At 57.4% G+C, this 17,670-nt stretch carries 15 protein-coding genes; 7 read left to right on the top strand and 8 right to left on the bottom strand.

What is annotated here, in order from left to right:
* Positions 1-154 precede the first annotated feature (154 nt).
* From urtB to urtE, 4 genes are read left to right on the top strand one after another with little or no spacing between them, the layout of a single operon-like run.
* Complete coding sequence (urtB, locus tag MWH02_RS11900) at positions 155-1,720, top strand: urea ABC transporter permease subunit UrtB (RefSeq protein WP_271460701.1); 1,566 nt, start codon at positions 155-157, stop codon at positions 1,718-1,720.
* Complete coding sequence (urtC, locus tag MWH02_RS11895) at positions 1,720-2,796, top strand: urea ABC transporter permease subunit UrtC (protein WP_271460700.1); 1,077 nt, start codon at positions 1,720-1,722, stop codon at positions 2,794-2,796. Before urtB ends, urtC begins: the two co-directional genes overlap by 1 nt.
* Complete coding sequence (gene urtD / locus MWH02_RS11890; RefSeq protein WP_271460699.1) at positions 2,789-3,580, top strand: urea ABC transporter ATP-binding protein UrtD; 792 nt, start codon at positions 2,789-2,791, stop codon at positions 3,578-3,580. Before urtC ends, urtD begins: the two co-directional genes overlap by 8 nt.
* Before the next feature lies 1 nt (position 3,581).
* The gene (gene urtE, locus MWH02_RS11885; RefSeq protein WP_271460698.1) at positions 3,582-4,280 is read left to right on the top strand and encodes an urea ABC transporter ATP-binding subunit UrtE; all 699 of its coding nucleotides are present in this window, start codon (positions 3,582-3,584) and stop codon (positions 4,278-4,280) included.
* 420 nt (positions 4,281-4,700) lie between these two features.
* Here the strand turns inward: urtE and MWH02_RS11880 are convergent, their stop codons facing one another.
* Genes MWH02_RS11880 through rbsK form a run of 3 tightly spaced genes read right to left on the bottom strand, consistent with a single transcriptional unit; the run spans position 4,701 to position 7,963 of the window.
* Positions 4,701-5,714: an aldose 1-epimerase family protein gene (locus MWH02_RS11880; protein WP_271460697.1), complete on the bottom strand. Its 1,014-nt coding sequence runs from the start codon at positions 5,712-5,714 to the stop codon at positions 4,701-4,703.
* Positions 5,711-7,036: an L-fucose:H+ symporter permease gene (gene fucP / locus MWH02_RS11875; protein ID WP_101762178.1), complete on the bottom strand. Its 1,326-nt coding sequence runs from the start codon at positions 7,034-7,036 to the stop codon at positions 5,711-5,713. The genes MWH02_RS11880 and fucP overlap by 4 nt, the downstream gene beginning before the upstream one ends.
* A 9-nt stretch (positions 7,037-7,045) precedes the next feature.
* On the bottom strand, positions 7,046-7,963 hold the full coding sequence (gene rbsK / locus MWH02_RS11870; RefSeq protein ID WP_222185227.1) for a ribokinase: 918 nt from the start codon (positions 7,961-7,963) through the stop codon (positions 7,046-7,048).
* A 360-nt stretch (positions 7,964-8,323) separates the two neighbouring features.
* On the opposite strand from rbsK, the gene deoR reads away from it, so the two are divergent.
* Together deoR and ettA are read left to right on the top strand one after the other, a co-directional pair.
* Positions 8,324-9,094 carry a DNA-binding transcriptional repressor DeoR gene (gene deoR, locus MWH02_RS11865; RefSeq protein WP_101762370.1) on the top strand — a complete coding sequence of 257 codons (771 nt, stop codon included), beginning with the start codon at positions 8,324-8,326 and terminating at the stop codon, positions 9,092-9,094.
* A gap of 232 nt (positions 9,095-9,326) precedes the next feature.
* Positions 9,327-10,994, top strand: a complete 1,668-nt coding sequence (ettA, locus tag MWH02_RS11860) for an energy-dependent translational throttle protein EttA (RefSeq protein WP_008101764.1) — start codon at positions 9,327-9,329, stop codon at positions 10,992-10,994.
* A gap of 50 nt (positions 10,995-11,044) precedes the next feature.
* Here the strand turns inward: ettA and nadR are convergent, their stop codons facing one another.
* The 3 genes from nadR to serB form a co-directional block, all read right to left on the bottom strand.
* The gene (gene nadR / locus MWH02_RS11855) at positions 11,045-12,271 is read right to left on the bottom strand and encodes a multifunctional transcriptional regulator/nicotinamide-nucleotide adenylyltransferase/ribosylnicotinamide kinase NadR (protein WP_110867484.1); all 1,227 of its coding nucleotides are present in this window, start codon (positions 12,269-12,271) and stop codon (positions 11,045-11,047) included.
* Between the two features lie 105 nt (positions 12,272-12,376).
* The gene (gene radA / locus MWH02_RS11850) at positions 12,377-13,762 is read right to left on the bottom strand and encodes a DNA repair protein RadA (protein WP_007886867.1); all 1,386 of its coding nucleotides are present in this window, start codon (positions 13,760-13,762) and stop codon (positions 12,377-12,379) included.
* A gap of 13 nt (positions 13,763-13,775) precedes the next feature.
* A complete protein-coding gene (gene serB / locus MWH02_RS11845) occupies positions 13,776-14,753 on the bottom strand; it encodes a phosphoserine phosphatase (RefSeq protein WP_217549154.1) in 978 nt (325 codons plus the stop codon).
* A 107-nt stretch (positions 14,754-14,860) separates the two neighbouring features.
* Between serB and MWH02_RS11840 the strand changes: the two genes are divergently transcribed.
* Complete coding sequence (locus tag MWH02_RS11840) at positions 14,861-15,541, top strand: YtjB family periplasmic protein (RefSeq protein ID WP_101762182.1); 681 nt, start codon at positions 14,861-14,863, stop codon at positions 15,539-15,541.
* On the opposite strand, the gene yjjJ is transcribed toward MWH02_RS11840, so the two are convergent.
* Both yjjJ and yjjG read right to left on the bottom strand, forming a co-directional pair.
* Positions 15,538-16,860, bottom strand: a complete 1,323-nt coding sequence (gene yjjJ / locus MWH02_RS11835) for a type II toxin-antitoxin system HipA family toxin YjjJ (RefSeq protein ID WP_137385113.1) — start codon at positions 16,858-16,860, stop codon at positions 15,538-15,540. The genes MWH02_RS11840 and yjjJ overlap by 4 nt on opposite strands.
* Positions 16,861-16,982: 122 nt before the next feature.
* Positions 16,983-17,666: a pyrimidine 5'-nucleotidase gene (gene yjjG, locus MWH02_RS11830; protein WP_101762184.1), complete on the bottom strand. Its 684-nt coding sequence runs from the start codon at positions 17,664-17,666 to the stop codon at positions 16,983-16,985.
* Positions 17,667-17,670 lie beyond the last annotated feature (4 nt).

The raw sequence follows: 17,670 nt of genomic DNA, 5'->3' as shown, positions 1-17,670 counted from the left end.
CCCCCATGAATGGGGGATGAAGACGTTGCCCAATGCCAGCAATGAACATGCATGTGGCAGCGTCTCCTTCCCCCATTCATGGGGGAAGGCCGGGATGGGGGACAGCAACACCAATCCCCGCCCAGCACAACTTCTCACCATCAGGGCCAGAACCATGACAATCCGCCGTTATCTCTGCTGTCTGCTGTTACTGCTGCCCTGGCTCGCCCAGGCGGGCGATGGCGCAGACTTCGCGGCCGCCAGCCGCGCGCAACAAGCCACGCTGCTCCAGCAGTGGGCCGCCGCACCGCAGGCCAGTCGCTTGCCGCTGCTGCAGGCGCTGCGCAATGAAACCGTGGTCATCGACCAAAAACAGCAGCCGTTCAGCAAACAAGGCGAAGCGTTGCAGCCGCTCGACAGCGCGCAACAGCCCGACGGCGACACCAAAAAGCTGTTCATGAACAACCGCCTGCGCGTATTGATCGCCAGCGCCCTCGCCGCCCATCAGCTGGTGAGCGATGATGCCGCGATCCGTTTACGTGCCGCACAACAACTGCAAAATGATGGCGTCGCCGACATGCTGCCGCTGATTGAGCAGCGTCTGACGCTGGAAAAAGACGCGAAAGTGCACGACGTACTGCTGATGGCAGCGGCCAACCTGCAACTCGCCAGCCCGGATGCGGCGCTGCGCCTTAAGGCTGTCAAACTGCTCGGCGAATCCAGCGATCCCAACATGCAGGCCAGCCTCACGCGCTTAACCCAGGCCAGCAATGAACCCAATGCCAGCGTGCGTGATGCCGCCGCCGCCAGCCTGAAGCAGATTAAACAGCGCCTGATGTGGGGCGATCTGCTCGGTCAGGCGTTTACCGGCCTGTCGCTCGGTTCGATTCTGCTGCTGGCCGCGCTCGGTCTGGCGATCACCTATGGCCTGCTGGGCGTAATCAACATGGCGCACGGCGAAATGCTGATGCTGGGTGCCTACGCCACCTGGTTTGTGCAAAGCCTGTTCCAGCAGTTCGCACCGCAGTGGCTGGCCTGGTATCCGCTGCTGGCGCTGCCGGTGGCCTTTCTGGTCACCGCCTGCATGGGCATGCTGCTGGAGCGCACCATCATCCGCCATCTGTACGGACGTCCGCTGGAAACGCTGCTCGCCACCTGGGGTATCAGCCTGATGCTGATTCAACTGGTGCGCATGCTGTTTGGCGCGCAGAACCTGGAAGTGGCTAACCCAGGCTGGCTCTCCGGCGGGCTGCAGCTGTTACCGAATCTGGTGCTGCCGTACAACCGTATCGCGGTGATCCTGTTTGTGTTTGCCGTGCTGGCCCTCACCTGGCTACTGCTGAATAAAACCCGTCTCGGCCTGAGCGTGCGCGCCGTGACGCAAAACCGCGCAATGGCCGACTGCTGCGGCGTGCCGACCGGACGTATCGATATGCTGGCGTTTGGCCTCGGTTCTGGCATCGCCGGACTCGGCGGCGTGGCGCTGTCGCAGCTCGGCAACGTCGGGCCGGAGCTCGGTCAGGGCTACATCATCGACTCCTTCCTCGTGGTGGTGCTGGGTGGCGTCGGCCAACTGGCGGGCACCGTGGTCGCGGCCTTTGGTCTTGGCATTCTTAACAAAGTGCTGGAACCGCAGATTGGCGCGGTGCTGGGAAAAATCCTCATCCTCGTGCTGATCGTGCTGTTTATCCAGAAACGTCCGCAGGGCCTGTTTGCCTTCAAAGGGAGGGTGATTGACTGATGAGCCAGCCAATGACGTTAACTATTGCGCGCAAAGCGCCACGCCTGACGCTCAGCCTCGGCGTGGTGATCGCTGTGCTGCTGCTGGCGCTGCCGTTCTGCGCCCTGCTGCCCGCCACTCATCCGCTGGCGATCTCCACCTACACGCTAACGCTGGTCGGCAAGATTCTCTGTTACGCCGTGGTCGCGGTGGCGCTCGATTTGGTGTGGGGTTACGCCGGGCTGCTGTCGCTCGGTCACGGCCTGTTCTTCGCGCTTGGCGGCTATGCGATGGGCATGTATTTGATGCGCCAGGCATCCGGCTACGGCCTGCCTGCGTTCATGTCTTTTCTTTCATGGAGTGAGCTGCCGTGGTTTTGGGCGGGCACGCAACATTTTGCCTGGGCGCTGTGCCTGATCATGCTGGTGCCGGGTTTACTGGCGCTGGTGTTTGGCTTCTTCGCCTTCCGCTCGAAAATCAAAGGCGTTTACTTCTCAATCATGACGCAGGCGCTGACCTACGCTGGCATGCTGCTGTTTTTCCGCAACGAAACCGGCTTCGGCGGTAATAACGGCTTTACCGGCTTCACCACATTGCTCGGCTTTAACGTCACCGCTACCGGCACGCGTATTGGACTGTTTGTCGCCACGGTGCTGCTGCTGCTGGTCAGCCTCGGCATTGGCTTCGCGCTGGCACGCAGCAAGTTTGGCCGCGTGTTGACCGCGGTGCGCGATGCGGAGAACCGCCTGATGTTCATCGGATACGATCCCAAAGGCTTCAAGCTGTTTGTCTGGACGCTGTCGGCGGTGCTGTGCGGGCTGGCGGGCGCGCTCTACGTGCCGCAGGTTGGCATTATCAACCCCAGCGAAATGTCGCCAACCAACTCGATTGAAGCGGCGATATGGGTGGCGCTGGGCGGACGCGGCACGCTGATTGGTCCGCTGCTTGGTGCCGCCATCGTTAACGGAGCCAAAAGCTGGTTCACCGTCGCCTTCCCGGAATATTGGCTGTTTTTCCTTGGCCTGATGTTTATCCTGGTCACGCTGTTCCTGCCGCGTGGCGTGATTGGCCTGCTGCGCCGGAGGCGCGATGACTGAACAATTGTTTACCCAACCTCATCCCTCGGATCGCTATCGTGAACAAAGCGATCCGGTATTGCAGCTGGAGAAGGTCAACGTCTCGTTCGACGGCTTTCGTGCGCTCACCGATCTCTCACTGAAGATCGGCGTGGGCGAACTGCGCTGCGTGATCGGCCCCAACGGCGCGGGAAAAACCACGCTGATGGATGTGATCACCGGTAAAACCCGGCCGGATAATGGCCAGGTGATCTACGACCAGGATACCGATCTCAGCAAAATGTCGCCGGTGGAGATCGCGCGCGCCGGTATTGGGCGCAAGTTCCAGAAACCCACGGTATTCGAAGCGCTAACAGTATTTGAGAATCTGGAAATCGCGCTGAAAAACGACAAATCGGTGTGGGCCAGCCTGCGTGCGCGGCTGAACGGCGAGCAGAAGGATCGCATTGATGAGGTGCTAAAACTGCTGCGGCTGGGTGCCGAACGCCAGCGCAAAGCCGGTTTGCTGTCGCACGGCCAGAAGCAGTTTCTGGAAATCGGCATGCTGCTGGTACAGGACCCGCATCTGCTGCTGCTGGATGAACCGGCAGCCGGCATGACCGATGCCGAAACCGAATACACCGCCGAGCTGTTTCGCAGCCTCGCCGGTAAGCATTCGCTGATGGTGGTCGAGCACGACATGGGCTTTGTTGAAACCATTGCCGATCACGTCACCGTGCTGCATCAGGGCCAGGTTTTGGCCGAGGGATCGTTACGCGAAGTGCAGGCGGACGATCGGGTTATCGACGTTTATCTGGGGCGTTAACATGCTGCAAGTCGCGGAACTGAATCAATATTACGGCGGCAGCCACATTCTGCGCGGCCTGTCGTTTGAAGCGAAGCCGGGTGAAATTACCTGCCTGCTGGGACGTAACGGCGTGGGTAAAACCACGTTGCTGAAATGTTTGATGGGGCTGATTCCGGCTAAATCCGGCGAAATTCGCTGGCAGGATAATGTGATCAACAGCCGCAAGCCGCATCAGCGCGTGCAGGCCGGTATCGCTTATGTGCCGCAGGGGCGCGAAATCTTCCCGCGTCTGACGGTGGAAGAGAATCTGCTGATGGGGCTGGCGCGTTTTTCTGGCGCACAGGCCAAAGCGGTGCCGGAGGAGATCTATCAACTGTTTCCGGTGCTGCGTGAGATGAAAGCGCGCCGCGGCGGCGACCTGTCGGGCGGACAACAGCAGCAATTAGCGATTGGCCGCGCCCTCGCCTGTTCACCAAAGCTATTGATCCTCGATGAGCCAACCGAAGGGATCCAGCCGTCGGTGATCAAGGAGATCGGGGCGGTGATCCGCCAGTTGGCGCAGCGCGGTGATATGGCGATCCTGCTGGTCGAGCAGTTTTATGATTTCGCCGCCGAACTGGCCGACAGCTATCTGGTGATGTCGCGCGGCGAGATCGTGCAGCGCGGCGTCGGATCCGCCATGGAAGCCGACGGCGTACGCGGATTAGTGGCGATTTAGTTGCACCGTTTCTTTGTACGGTGCGCATTTATGCATAGCTGGAAATCAGGTTGCCACGAATGGCGCCCCTAAGGGATTTATAGCGATTTTGAGACTGGAAATGCACTGCAGACGCAGCGTGGGTGTTGAGGCGACATCCCAACCCGCTGAACGAGTGAGGGATTCCAGGGCGAGCCGCATGGATGCGGCGAGAGGTGGCGCTGAGCAGGAGCGAATCGACACCGGTCCGTCAGGAATCGTGAAGGAGTGAAGGGACCGCGTAGCGGCGGGTTGGGCTGGCGCAAGGCCCGGGAGTGCAGAGGGCGCGGCCAGGCGCCCTCTGCTCGGTCGCCGCACAAAAATGCTGTAACTGCCTAAGCTCAAGGCGAACGAAAGTCGCACTGCGCTTGAGTTATTGGCATTACGCCATGAATGGCGCCCCTACAAAATCCCGGTCTCAACGCTGAAATGGCGCTGTTCGCCGGGGGCCAGCTCAATCAGCGTGCCGGCGCGCTGTGCGGCTTTGAAACCCTCCGGGCGGCAGGTTGACGGCAGCACATAGGCGGCGACCTGCTGATCGCGGTTATGCAGCATCCAGCGCGTGGCGTGCGGGAACTGTTGGCTGGAGAAGCGTGTCATCAGAGCAAACCCTTGCGGTGAGTGCAGCTCGAACTGCATCTCATCGCCGTACTGCTGGAGATCGTCGGCGAAAAACACGATCTCCGGATCGCACATCTGCGGCTGATCCAGCTGCTGAAACGCCTGCGGATCGCGCGCCAGTTGATCGGTATATGCGCGCCAATGCGGGGTAGGTTTGACGTGCGCCGGGATCGAACTGCGCAGCTGAAACGCATCGGTCGGAATTGACTGCTGGAAACGCCCTTGATCCAGCCAGGCGCTGTTCAGATGACACATATACTGCAGCGGCATCGGAGCGCCTGCCAGGTTAGTGACGTTCATCTCAATGTGCAGGCGCGCAGCATTGGCCTCAAGGCGCACCGCCGGTGCGGCAAGATAGTGATGGCCAAAGCCCTTCACATACTCGGTTTCGCCCTCCAGCGACAGGCGATCGTCCTCCAGTACCATCCACGCGCTGTCCATGCGCGCGCAGGCCATTTCGCCATGCAGCGGATGATCGTCATCCTCTGCCGGACAGCCGTTGGCCAGCAGCCCGGAGTGGAAAGCGAAACAGCCGTAGGTATCAATGATCGAACTGCCGGGCAGCGGCTGCTTAAAGCTGTGGCCCATGGTCAGCGAATGGCCGTCAAAGTTAGCGTCCCACACCATCTGACCGTAAAACGGCAGTACGATCACCGTGCCGCGTGGATTGCTGATGCGTACCGCTTCCACGCCTGCGGGATAGCGAAACAGCTCGACGTGGAACGTTTCGTTGCGCAGCAGCGTGGCTGGCGTTTCATGAAACTGCTCACGACGTAACGGTAAACGGGTTTTCATGGCATCTCCTCAACTAAACGACCTGCTGCTTCTGCCTGTTTTTTATGACGCAGCTCGCCCCAGAAGAAGTAACCCACCCAGGCGAAGCACAGCAGCGAAACGCCGAACGCCAGCTGCATCGATCCCAGATGATCGGAGACGAAGCCCTGAATCGCAGGAATAAAGGCAGCACCGACAATCGACATCACGATAAACGCGCCCGCCACTTCGGTGTATTTGTTATCGACGGTAGCCAGCGTTCCAGCGTAGATCGTCGCCCAGCACGGACCAAACAGCGCACTGACCAGGATGGCGGCATAGACAGCGGTAAAGTTCGGCACAAACATCACATACGCCAGCGCCAGAACACCCAGCAGCGAGTAGGCAATCAACACTTTTTCCGCACGGAAGCGCGTCATCAGGACGTTGGCGATAAATTTACCGATAAAGAAGCCGATGAAGCTGTAAATCATAAAGTTAGAGGCATGGCGTTCATTGACCGCGCCGAGCGTCAGCGCCAGACGAATGGTGAACGACCACACCGCCACCTGCATGCCGACATACAAGAACTGCGCCAGAATCCCGCGTTTGAAGTGACGATTCGCCGCCAGGTAGCGGAAAGTCTCGCCGAGCGACGGCAACGATTTTTCACTGCTTTCCGGTTTGCAGCGCGGATAGCGGGTGAAAAGGAACAGCAGCATCACTACCACCAGCACCATGACCAGATATTTGTAGGGTTCCAGCGTATGCTCCAGCATGGTGAGACGGAACGCATGCGCCTGTTCCGCATTCATGCCGGCCAGCTGACTTTCCAGACTGTCGCCCTCCTGAAACACCAGATATTTGCCCAGCACGATGCCCATCAGTGCGCCCACCGGATAGAAGGTCTGGCTGATATTCAGGCGCAGCGTGGCGTGATCGCGATGACCAATCATCGAGCTGTAGGTGTTGGCGGCGGTTTCGAGGAAGCTCAAACCGATGGCGATGGCGAAAATCGCCGCCAGGAACATGGTGTAGGTTGCCATGTGCGACGCGGGATAGAACAGCACGCAGCCCACGATATAAAGCGCCAGTCCCAATAAAATCGCCAGTTTATAGGTGGCTTTGCGGATCACCAGCGAGGCCGGAATAGCGATCAGGAAGTAGCCGCCATAGAACGCGCTCTGCACCAGCGCGCTGGCGAAATCGCTTAACGCGAACACGCTTTTGAACTGGGTGATCAGGATGTCGTTCAGACTCGCCGCACAGCCCCACAACGGGAACAGGCACGAGAGCAAAATGAACTGGAACAGCGGCGTTTTATTCAGATAGCCATCAGATTGCTGAACAATGTTCGGTTGCATAACTCGACCTCAGTGAACGTTGAGAAAACGCTGGAAGGTTTCCGCGTCGGGATAGGAGCGCTGCGTGCCGCGACCGGTCACGCTGCAGGCGGCATAAGCCGAGGCTTGCGCCATCGCGGCCGGGATATCGCCGCTTTTCACCAGCTCGTGGGCGAAGCAGCCGATAAAGGCATCGCCCGCGCCGCTGGTGTCCACCGCTTTTACCGCGGTGGGGGCAACCTGATGCACGCTGTCGCCAGACATCCACAGCGAACCGCGCCCGCCCAGCGTGATGATCAGGTTTTTTAGCCCGCGTTTGAGCAGCGATTGCCCCGCCAGCTTCACCTCTTCATCCGTGGTGACCGGCATGCCGGTGAGGATCTCCAGCTCGGTTTCATTCGGCATGAAAAAGTCGCATTTGCAGGCGTAGTCGATATTGAGATCCGCCACCGCCGGTGCCGGATTGAGGATCACTTTGATGTCATGCTGACGGGCAAAATCAATGGCGTAATAAACGGTCTCCAGCGGGATCTCCAGCTGCAGGATGATCAACTGGCAGCTTTTCAACGCGTCAGCGGCGGCATCGATATCGGCTGGCTTCAACTGTTGGTTGGCACCTTTAATAATCAGAATGCGGTTCTGCGACTGATCGTCGACGAAGATAGGTGCCACGCCGCTGGAGGTGCCTGGCGCGGTGGTGACGAAGCGGGTATCAACGCCTTGCTGCTGCAGATTGGCCACGGTATTCGGCGCGAACAGATCGTCGCCGACTTTACTCACCATCATCACGCTGCCGCCCATCTTCGCCGCTGCCACAGCCTGATTGGCACCTTTACCCCCGCAGCCGATGGCAAAATCGGGTGCTTCCAGCGTTTCGCCCGCTTTAGGCAGCTGATTGGTATAGGTAATGAGGTCCACCATATTTGACCCAATAACCGCAATATCCATTGTTTTCTCCCGGTGAATTTTTAGCTTTATAATGTTATTAAAATAACAATATCAGGTTAATAAAGTTAATTATGTGATAAATTTCACACCTCGACATCCTGATAAAAAGCCGATAAACAGCCCTTCATTCGTAGAAATTAATGTTATTATTCTAACAATGGAACAACATTGAGAATCAGAGCGAAGCGGCTTGAGAGCAACACGTTGGCGGCATTGCATGAGGTTTGCGGGCCGATCTCATTACAGGTAAGATTGAAAACTGGCCTGCTGGATACGTCGCAAATCATTAAAATATGTGAGATTTATCGTGATTTTTGACCAGGCCACTTCGACTTCAGGATTAATTACGCAGAGATGATCATGGAAACCCGGCGCGACGAACGTATTCACAAGTTGGCTCAGGCGCTGAAACGCACCGATAAACTGCACCTGAAAGACGCGGCGCAGCTGCTGGGCGTGTCGGAAATGACCATTCGCCGCGATCTCACCGAACCGGCTTCAACCGTGGTGCTGCTGGGCGGCTATATCGTCAGCGATCCGAAAAGCCACGCCGGACACTATTTCATCTCCGATCAGCACGGTCAGAACGCCGCACGCAAACAGCGCCTGGCGCAGGCTGCTGCGGATCTGATCAGTGAAAATGACACGGTATTTTTTGATTGCGGCACCACGCTGCCTTACATCGTAGATGCGATTCCTGACACCTTGCCGTTCACGGCCATCTGCTGCGCGATGAACACTTTCCTGGCGTTGAAAGAGAAACCGGCCTGCAACGTGATCCTGAGCGGCGGTGAGTTCCACGCCGATAACGCGCTGTTCACGCCGATTGGCGCGCACTCGATCCTCGACGATCTCTGCCCGACGCTGGCCTTTATTTCGGCGGCAGGTATCGATCAGGAACAGGGCGCCACCTGCTACAACATTAACGAGCTGGCGATGAAGCACCACGCGATGCTGCGCGCACGTCAGCGCGTGCTGGTGGCGGACAGCAGTAAATTTGGCAAAGTGCTGCCCGCGCGTATCGGTGAATTGCGCCGTTTTGATTTGCTGGTCAGCGATAGCGCACCCGAACCGGCGCTGAAGAGCTGGCTGGCACAACAGAATATTCCGCTGCGATTGCCTAAAGCTTAGAATTCCTCTGTTTCTATTACCGGGAAACAAAACCAGACCCTAAATACTTCGTGTTGCAGGAAGGCGGCAAGTGGGTTCATCCCCAGGAGCATACATTAGTATGTGACTGGGGTGGACACACGCAGCCAACGCACCTGCAGCGCGAAGTATGACGGGTATGAATAAAGGGTGAAAACAGCTAAACTTCTGTACCTAAAGTTCATAACTCACAGACCAAAAGGCTCAATACAACGTGGCTCAATTCGTCTATAGCATGCATCGCGTCGGCAAGGTCGTTCCGCCGAAGCGTCACATCCTGAAGAATATTTCTCTTAGCTTCTTCCCTGGAGCAAAAATCGGTGTACTCGGCCTGAACGGCTCGGGTAAATCGACGCTGCTGCGCATCATGGCCGGTATCGATACCGATATCGAAGGGGAAGCACGCCCACAGCCGGGCATCAATGTGGGTTATCTGCCGCAGGAACCGCAGTTGAACCCGGAGCACACCGTGCGTGAATCCGTTGAAGAAGCGGTTTCAGAAGTGGTTGGCGCGCTGAAGCGCCTCGACGAAGTGTATGCGCTGTATGCCGATCCCGATGCGGATTTCGACAAGCTGGCCGCGGAACAGGGCCGTCTGGAAGAAGTGATCCAGGCGCACGATGGTCACAACCTCGATACCCAGCTGAACCGTGCCGCCGACGCGATGCGTCTGCCAGACTGGGACGCCAAAATCGCTACCCTTTCCGGTGGTGAGCGCCGCCGCGTTGCGCTGTGCCGTCTGCTGCTGGAAAAGCCAGACATGCTGCTGCTCGATGAACCGACCAACCACCTGGATGCCGAATCCGTGGCGTGGCTCGAGCGCTTCCTGCACGACTTCGAAGGCACCGTTGTGGCGATCACGCATGACCGTTACTTCCTGGATAACGTGGCTGGCTGGATTCTGGAACTGGACCGCGGTGAAGGTATTCCGTGGGAAGGTAATTACTCTTCCTGGCTGGAGCAAAAAGATCAGCGTCTGGCGCAGGAAGCTTCTTCTGAAGCGGCGCGTCGCAAATCTATCGAGAAAGAGCTGGAGTGGGTGCGTCAAGGCGCGAAAGGCCGTCAGTCGAAGGGCAAAGCCCGTCTGGCACGCTTTGAAGAGCTGAACAACACCGATTACCAGAAGCGTAACGAAACCAACGAACTCTTCATTCCACCTGGCGCTCGCCTCGGCGACAAAGTGCTGGAAGTGACCAACCTGAAGAAATCGTATGGCGATCGCGTGCTGATCGACGATCTGACCTTCTCTGTACCGAAAGGCGCGATTGTTGGCATCATCGGCCCGAACGGCGCGGGTAAATCTACGCTGTTCCGCATGATGTCAGGTCAGGAGCAACCGGATTCCGGCACCATCGAGCTGGGCGAAACCGTCAAGCTGGCGTCGGTTGATCAGTTCCGTGACGCGATGGACAATTCCAAAACCGTGTTTGAAGAAGTGTCTGGCGGTCAGGACATTATGCGCGTTGGCAACACCGAGATGCCAAGCCGTGCTTACGTCGGTCGCTTCAACTTCAAAGGCACCGATCAGGGCAAACGCGTGGGCGAGCTGTCAGGGGGTGAGCGCGGTCGTCTGCACCTCGCCAAGCTGCTGCAAGTCGGCGGCAACCTGCTGCTGCTTGATGAACCAACCAACGACCTCGACATCGAAACTCTGCGCGCGCTGGAAAACGCCCTGCTGGAATTCCCAGGCTGTGCCATGGTGATCTCGCATGACCGTTGGTTCCTCGACCGTATCGCCACCCACATCATCGATTATCAGGATGAAGGCAAGGTGGAGTTCTTCGAAGGTAACTTTACCGAGTACGAAGAGTACAAGAAACGCACCCTCGGCGCCGATGCGCTCGAGCCGAAGCGTATCAAGTACAAGCGTATGACGAAGTAAGCCTGTTGCTGTGAAAAAGGCGCCATTAGGCGCCTTTTTTTATGGCTGAATCAGCTGCCCAGCATCTGCTTTACTAACTCGACGCAACGTAGGAAGCGCGTGTCGTAGTCATCTTCTTTAACGTGCACAAACTCAATATTGTTTTCACGCAGCATGGTGATCAGCATGGTCTGGAACTCGCGACGATCCATTGAGCTGCCGAGGCTGCGCAATCCATCCGCCACCCAGGGCACGTTGTTTTCCAGCAAAATCACCAGGTCGAAACGGTATTCATCAATTAACGCCTGCACAAACGGGTGCTCGCGACCTTCGTACTTGAGGCAAAACGCCTGCGTAGTGATGAAATCGGTATCGATAAAGGCGACTTTACTGGCGTACTTCACCGCGAAGTCGATGTACTGGGCCTGACCGAGCGCGATTTTGTCGTAGTCGGAATATTGCAGCGCCATCTCGTCGCCACCGAGGTGCGAGAAGACATAATCGCGGCCATATTCCCATGCGCTGGTGGTGTTGAAGATGTTCGCCAGCTTGTTCACCAGCGTTGATTTGCCGCTCGACTCGCCGCCCAGCACCGCCACGGTGCGCACGAAGAATGGCTTCACTTCGGTCGGAATATATTCCCAGTAGCGGAATGGATCCTGACGAATCTGCCCGCCGCTGATGTTCATAAAGGATCGATTGGGATCGATAACCACCGCTGGAATGCCGAGGTGCTGCTCATACATCGCGGCATCGGGTTCTTCACTGGTGTAGATACAATTCGGCTCAATGCCCTGCTCAGCCAGAAAGGTTTTGACGCCGCCGCTCCACACATCCCAGCCGTGCGGATAAGGTTCAATGCCCTCTTCGTCAAACGAATGGATGCGGATGTTTTTCTGGTATTTGAAGGTTTGCAGCAACCAGCGTAGTCGATCGCTGATGGTCGGCTGCTGCGACATGGCGCTGTTTTCAAACAGTTCACGATCGCGTGGCTCGTCGTGGCCCATGATGATATGCAGCTCATCCACCTGACTGCAGGCGCGCTGGATTAAATAGATGTGGCCGGTATGCAGCGGATAAAATTTCCCGAACACCACGCCAACGGTTTTATCGCGGCGCGGAAATTCCAGGCCAAGAAAACGGTGCAGCGCTTCCAGCTTCTGCGCACTCGGGCTTTTAATTTTGGCGTTGAGCAGCTGGCTTAAGTAGCCTTTGGTCATTCCGCTGGCGTCGGCAACCTGCTGCAGCGTGTGGCCTTGCTGGCGAATGGCTGTTTTCAGGTAGTCAAACGATGACATTTAGTGCCTCCTGCGTGGAATAAAGGGCGGTGCGGCCTTTAAGACGGTGCGCATAAATGCGCACCCTACAAACGTAGGGTCGGCATTCATGCCGACCGGTAAAACTTACAACTCATCCAGAATCGCTAACGCATCCGCCAGCTTCTTCGCGCTGTACACCTTCATCCCTTCGACCGGTTTCTTCGGTGCATTACCGGCCGGGACGATGGCGCGCTTAAAGCCGTGTTTCGCCGCTTCGGAAATGCGCTCCTGGCCGCTCGGCACCGGGCGAATTTCGCCGGCAAGGCCCACTTCACCAAAGATCACCAGATCCTGCGGCAGCGGACGATCGCGGAAGCTCGATACCATCGCCATCAGCAGCGCCAAATCGACGCTGGTTTCGGTGACTTTTACGCCGCCGACCACGTTAACGAACACATCCTGATCCGCCATCTGCAAGCCGCCGTGGCGATGCAGTACCGCTAACAGGATTGCCAGGCGATTCTGCTCCAGACCCACCGCGACGCGGCGTGGGTTGCCCATCATCGAATGGTCCACCAGCGCCTGAATCTCGACCAGCAGCGGACGCGTACCTTCCCACAGCACCATCACCGAACTGCCCGAGGTGATCTCATCACCGCGTGACAGGAAGATGGCCGACGGATTGCTGACTTCGCGCATGCCTTGTTCGGTCATGGCGAACACGCCCAGCTCATTCACCGCGCCAAAGCGGTTTTTATGGCTGCGTAAGGTGCGGAAACGGGAATCAGCGTCGCCATCCAGCATCACCGAACAGTCGATACAGTGTTCCAGCACTTTCGGGCCGGCCAGCGAACCGTCTTTGGTGACGTGACCGACCATGATGATCGCCACGCCGCGCGTTTTGGCGAAGCGCGTCAGGTAGGCGGCCGTTTCACGCACCTGCGCTACGCTGCCCGGCGAGGATTGGATCTCCGCCATGTGCATTACCTGAATCGAGTCGATCACCATCAGTTTCGGCTGCTCCTGCTCGGCGATCAGGCAGATCTGCTCGATGCTGGTTTCCGACAACATATTGAGGTTTTCGGTCGGTAATCCCAGACGATGGGCGCGCATCGCCACCTGTTGCAGTGACTCTTCGCCGGTGACATACAGAGTTTTCATCCCTTCTGCCAGCTTGCACATCACCTGCAGCAGCAGCGTCGATTTACCGGCCCCCGGATTACCACCAATCAAGATGGCGCTGCCCGGCACCACGCCGCCGCCCAATACGCGATCGAACTCTTTGAAACTGGTTGAGAAACGCGGCAGGGCTTCGAGGCTGATCTCCGACAGCTTCTGCACGCGGCTAACGCCCGCGTTGCCGCCGGCATAACCGCTCAGGCGCTCATTACGCGCCGCCGCAGGCGAGGCGGCAATGCGCACCTCGGTGATGGTGTTCCACGCATGGCAGGCGCTGCATTGCCCCTGCCAGCGCGGATAATCAGCGCCGCATTCGTTACAAACGAAGGCGCGTTTTGCCGCTTTGGCCAAATCAAATCCTCAGTTAACGCTCTTCGTGAATCAGGCTGCCGGTCAGGATGCAGAACACACCCATCAGGTCAGCATGACGGATGATGATTTCCGTCTGCTCATTCACTTTAGGTTTAGCATGATAGGCGATACCCAGCGCCGCGGTTTTAATCATCGGCAGATCGTTGGCACCATCGCCAATCGCCACGGTTTGTTCCGGCGCAATTTCAAAGCGCTGTGCCAGATCGTTCAGGGTATCGGCTTTAAATTGGGCGTCGACAATTTGTCCCAGCACCTGGCCGGTTAGCTTGCCGTCGCGAATTTCCAGCTCGTTGGCCACCGCTGCGGCTAAATGCAGCGTATGGCGCAAATAGTCGGCGTAGAAGGTAAAGCCGCCCGAGGCGATCGCCACCTGCCAGCCCAGCGCCTGCAGCTTCTGCACCAGCGTGGTTAAGCCTGGCATCAGCGGCAGCGCATCGCGCACTTGCATCAGGATATTGGCATCGGCGCCCGCCAGGGTGCCGACGCGCTCGCGCAGGCTGGCTTTGAAATCCAGCTCGCCGCGCATCGCGCGCTCGGTGACTTCCGCCACCTGCTCGCCGCAGCCCGCCAGTTTGGCGATCTCATCGATGCACTCAATCTGGATCGCGGTGGAATCCATGTCCATCACCAGCAAACCTGGCGTTTTCAGATGCGGGATTTTGCCGAGCGGTGCCACATCAAAACCGGCTTCATGCGCCAGTTTGCTGGCGCGCGGCGTCAGCGAGCCTGCCAGACGTATCACCTGATACTCATCGACATTCCAGGCGCTGACGATCACCATCGCCGCCCCCAGCTTATGCTGATAATCGGTGAGTTTTTGTTTATCGAGCCCGCGCCCATACAGCAACCAGCCAGTCCGACCAGCACGGTAATCCAGCGGCATCACTTCATCACCGCTGAGGGAAAGGGGTAAACCCGGCCAAAGTGAAACATCGGCGGGCAGATCGCACCAGGTAAGACGATTTGGCATTACAGCTCCTGTAGGGACAACAAAACCACGCAAGAGGCTACCTTGTCTGCGCGGGTTCTGGCAACATAATTGCCAGCCTTTCTGCTGTTACATCACACGGGTTTCTGATGGTTAAAACCGCACTGAAATTTCGCCTGCATCGCACGGTGATTGTTCTTATCTCGCTGGCTCTGTTAGTGGTTCTGATGCAAGGCGCATCCTGGTTTAGCCTCGGCCATCAAATGGCTCGCTCTGAACAAGTGGAAGAACTGGCGCGCACGTTGACCAAACAGGTGGCGTTTAGCCTTAAACCGTTGATGGATAACAGCGACGATAACCGCACGCAGATTGCCGCCATCCTCAATCAGATGACCGACAACAGCCGCATTCTTGATGCTTCCGTCTACGCCGATGATGGCAGCCTGGTGGCGCACAGCGGCGAAAGCATTAATGTGCGTGATCGGCTGTCGCTGGATGGCAAACGCGCTGGTAGCTACTTCAACCATCAAATTGTGCAGCCGCTGGAAGGCAAAGATGGCCCGCAAGGTTTCCTGCGCGTCACGCTGGATACTCACGTGCTGGTGACGGAATCACGTCAGGTGGATAACACCACCAACATCCTGCGCCTGATGATGTTACTGGCGCTGGCCATCGGCATTATCCTGACGCGCACCCTGCTGCGCGACCGTCGCACCCGCTGGCAGCAATCGCCGTTCCTGCTAACGGCGAGCCGCACGGTGAAAGAGGATAAAGAGAAAGAGCAAGAAGAGGCGGCGGCAGCAACCACAGAGACTGAAAAAGAGCGTTAAGCCATTTTATGCATTGTTACTTCCATCGCTTCCAGTTGCTGTAATGCCTGCCCGGCAATGCTGCGGAAGTTCGCGCTAAACGCAGCATCCTCTGCAATCGCCTGCCAGTAGATTTTCGCCATAGCGCTGGCAGCGCGCCACACGGCGCCTGGCAGCGCGAAATCCAGCGTCAGTTTGACTTCATCGCGCATGTGCCCCTGAGAATTGGGCGCCAGCGCCATCGGCAGCATGTCGTAAGCCGGTGTCAGGCTGAAACGTTCTTCATCAGTAAAGAAAGACAGATTGCCCGCGTGCATGTCGCTATTGGCAATCAGTCGTCCAAACGCCCACTGCAAAGTCCCGCGTTCAACCGCTACCGCATCAACACGTTGCTGACGCTGCAACTCACGCAGCGCATCCGGCCAGTGTTGTTGATGGCCGATAAACTCTGCGCTTACCGCTTCTAATGAACTCATGCAGCGTCGACCACGTTGATGAATGCGATCAAAACGCTGCACTTCGAGGAACAATTGTCCTTCACTATCAATCAGCTGGCTATGTGCGGCAGGCAATCCCGCCGCCAGTAAATGTTGCAACGCCAGATGCTCCGCGCGTAACAAATCACGCCAGCGCTCAGCATTATCACTTTGACGGGCGACGGTAAATTTCACCAGACAATGACGATCGCCATTCGCCGTTGCGGCATAGCACAGGAATTTCGGTTGTTCGCCGCCAGCCGATGAGCCCGGTTCATCGCCGCTCAGCGCCTGTTGTGCCATCAGCGGATAACGCGCGATTTTTTGCGCCTCGCTGATGGCTTGCGGTGCGGGCTGTTGCAGCCAACGCTGGTATGTCATGTCGCCAACAATAAAAGCGCCCGGCATATCGATGCCGCCGCTTGCCAGCGCCATCAGGCACTGCTCATCACTCCAGAGACGAATATCATCCGTCAGCCCGAGCTGTGGCGCGTATTCACGGCCCCATTGTCGGCCCAGAAAACCTTGCGGACGCATCTCCTGCAGGAACCACGGTAAGCCGTCATAAAAGCGGCCTTGATCGTGCTGGTCCAGATGCAGACAACTGCCCTGCGGCCAGGTTGGCAAAAGGATGCCAGCGGGCGATGCCTGACCTTCAGCAGAAATACGATACAGCGGGAAGCGGCTTTCACCCCGGATGGGCCGCAGCAACGCATAACGCGTCGCGCGCGCTTTGCCCCATTTGATAATCTGCGGCTGCTGACGCAGTTGGCGTGAAAGCGTGGCCTGGCTGATATGCAATCGAGCCAGCAGATCCGCCGCGCTAAGCGGTCCTTCCAGCAGCAAACTTTGTAGCTCAGCCATTGCCGCCACCTTACCTGATGAATAGATTGATGAATAGATTCATGCATAGATAATAACATAAAAAAAAGCCCGCACAGCGGGCTTCTCAGCATCATCACGATGGTAACGATGAATAGATACTTTTAACCTTCCGTCAGAATCGTTTCCAGCTCGGCCAGCGTTTTCACCTGCCAGGTTGGCGTGATGTGATCGGGTAACGGACGCGTACCGTGATCGATCCAGCAGGTCTTCAGGCCGGCATTCATGCCGCCGAGAATATCTGATTCTGGCGTATCGCCGACCATCAGAACGCGGCTGCGATCCGGGTTGCCCAGCAAGGCCAGCGTGTGATCAAAAATCGCCACGTCAGGTTTCGGTACGCCAACTTCTTCAGAAATCACCAGCGCATCAAACACATCGAGGAATCCGGTACGCTCAAGTCGCGCCTGCTGTAACGCAGTGAAACCGTTGGTGATGATAGCGATTTTTACTTTGCCTTTCAGCGTTGATAACAGGTGGGCTGCGCCTTCCAGCGGCAGGCAGATATCGGCCATTGCGCTGAGGAAATCACTGTTGAGTACTTCGGGTGCGACGCTCAGCTTTTCGCCCCACAAGGTGAAGCGGCGCGTTTGCAGCTGCAGTGCGGAAATGGTGCCGTTCTGGTAATCGACCCACAGCGGCTTGTTGATCGCCTGATAATCGGTGTAATCCTGCGCAGAAAATTGCACGTCATAGCGGGCAAACATGCGCTGCAAACCAGCGTAAGCATCGAAATGGAAAAGCGTTTCGTCTGCATCAAACAGGATGCAGTCCCAATCGTTTAGCATGGTG

Source organism: Pantoea leporis (assembly GCF_028048155.1).
In the GTDB taxonomy this organism is placed as follows: domain Bacteria; phylum Pseudomonadota; class Gammaproteobacteria; order Enterobacterales; family Enterobacteriaceae; genus Pantoea; species Pantoea leporis.
This window is presented reverse-complemented; position numbering and strand designations above follow the sequence as displayed.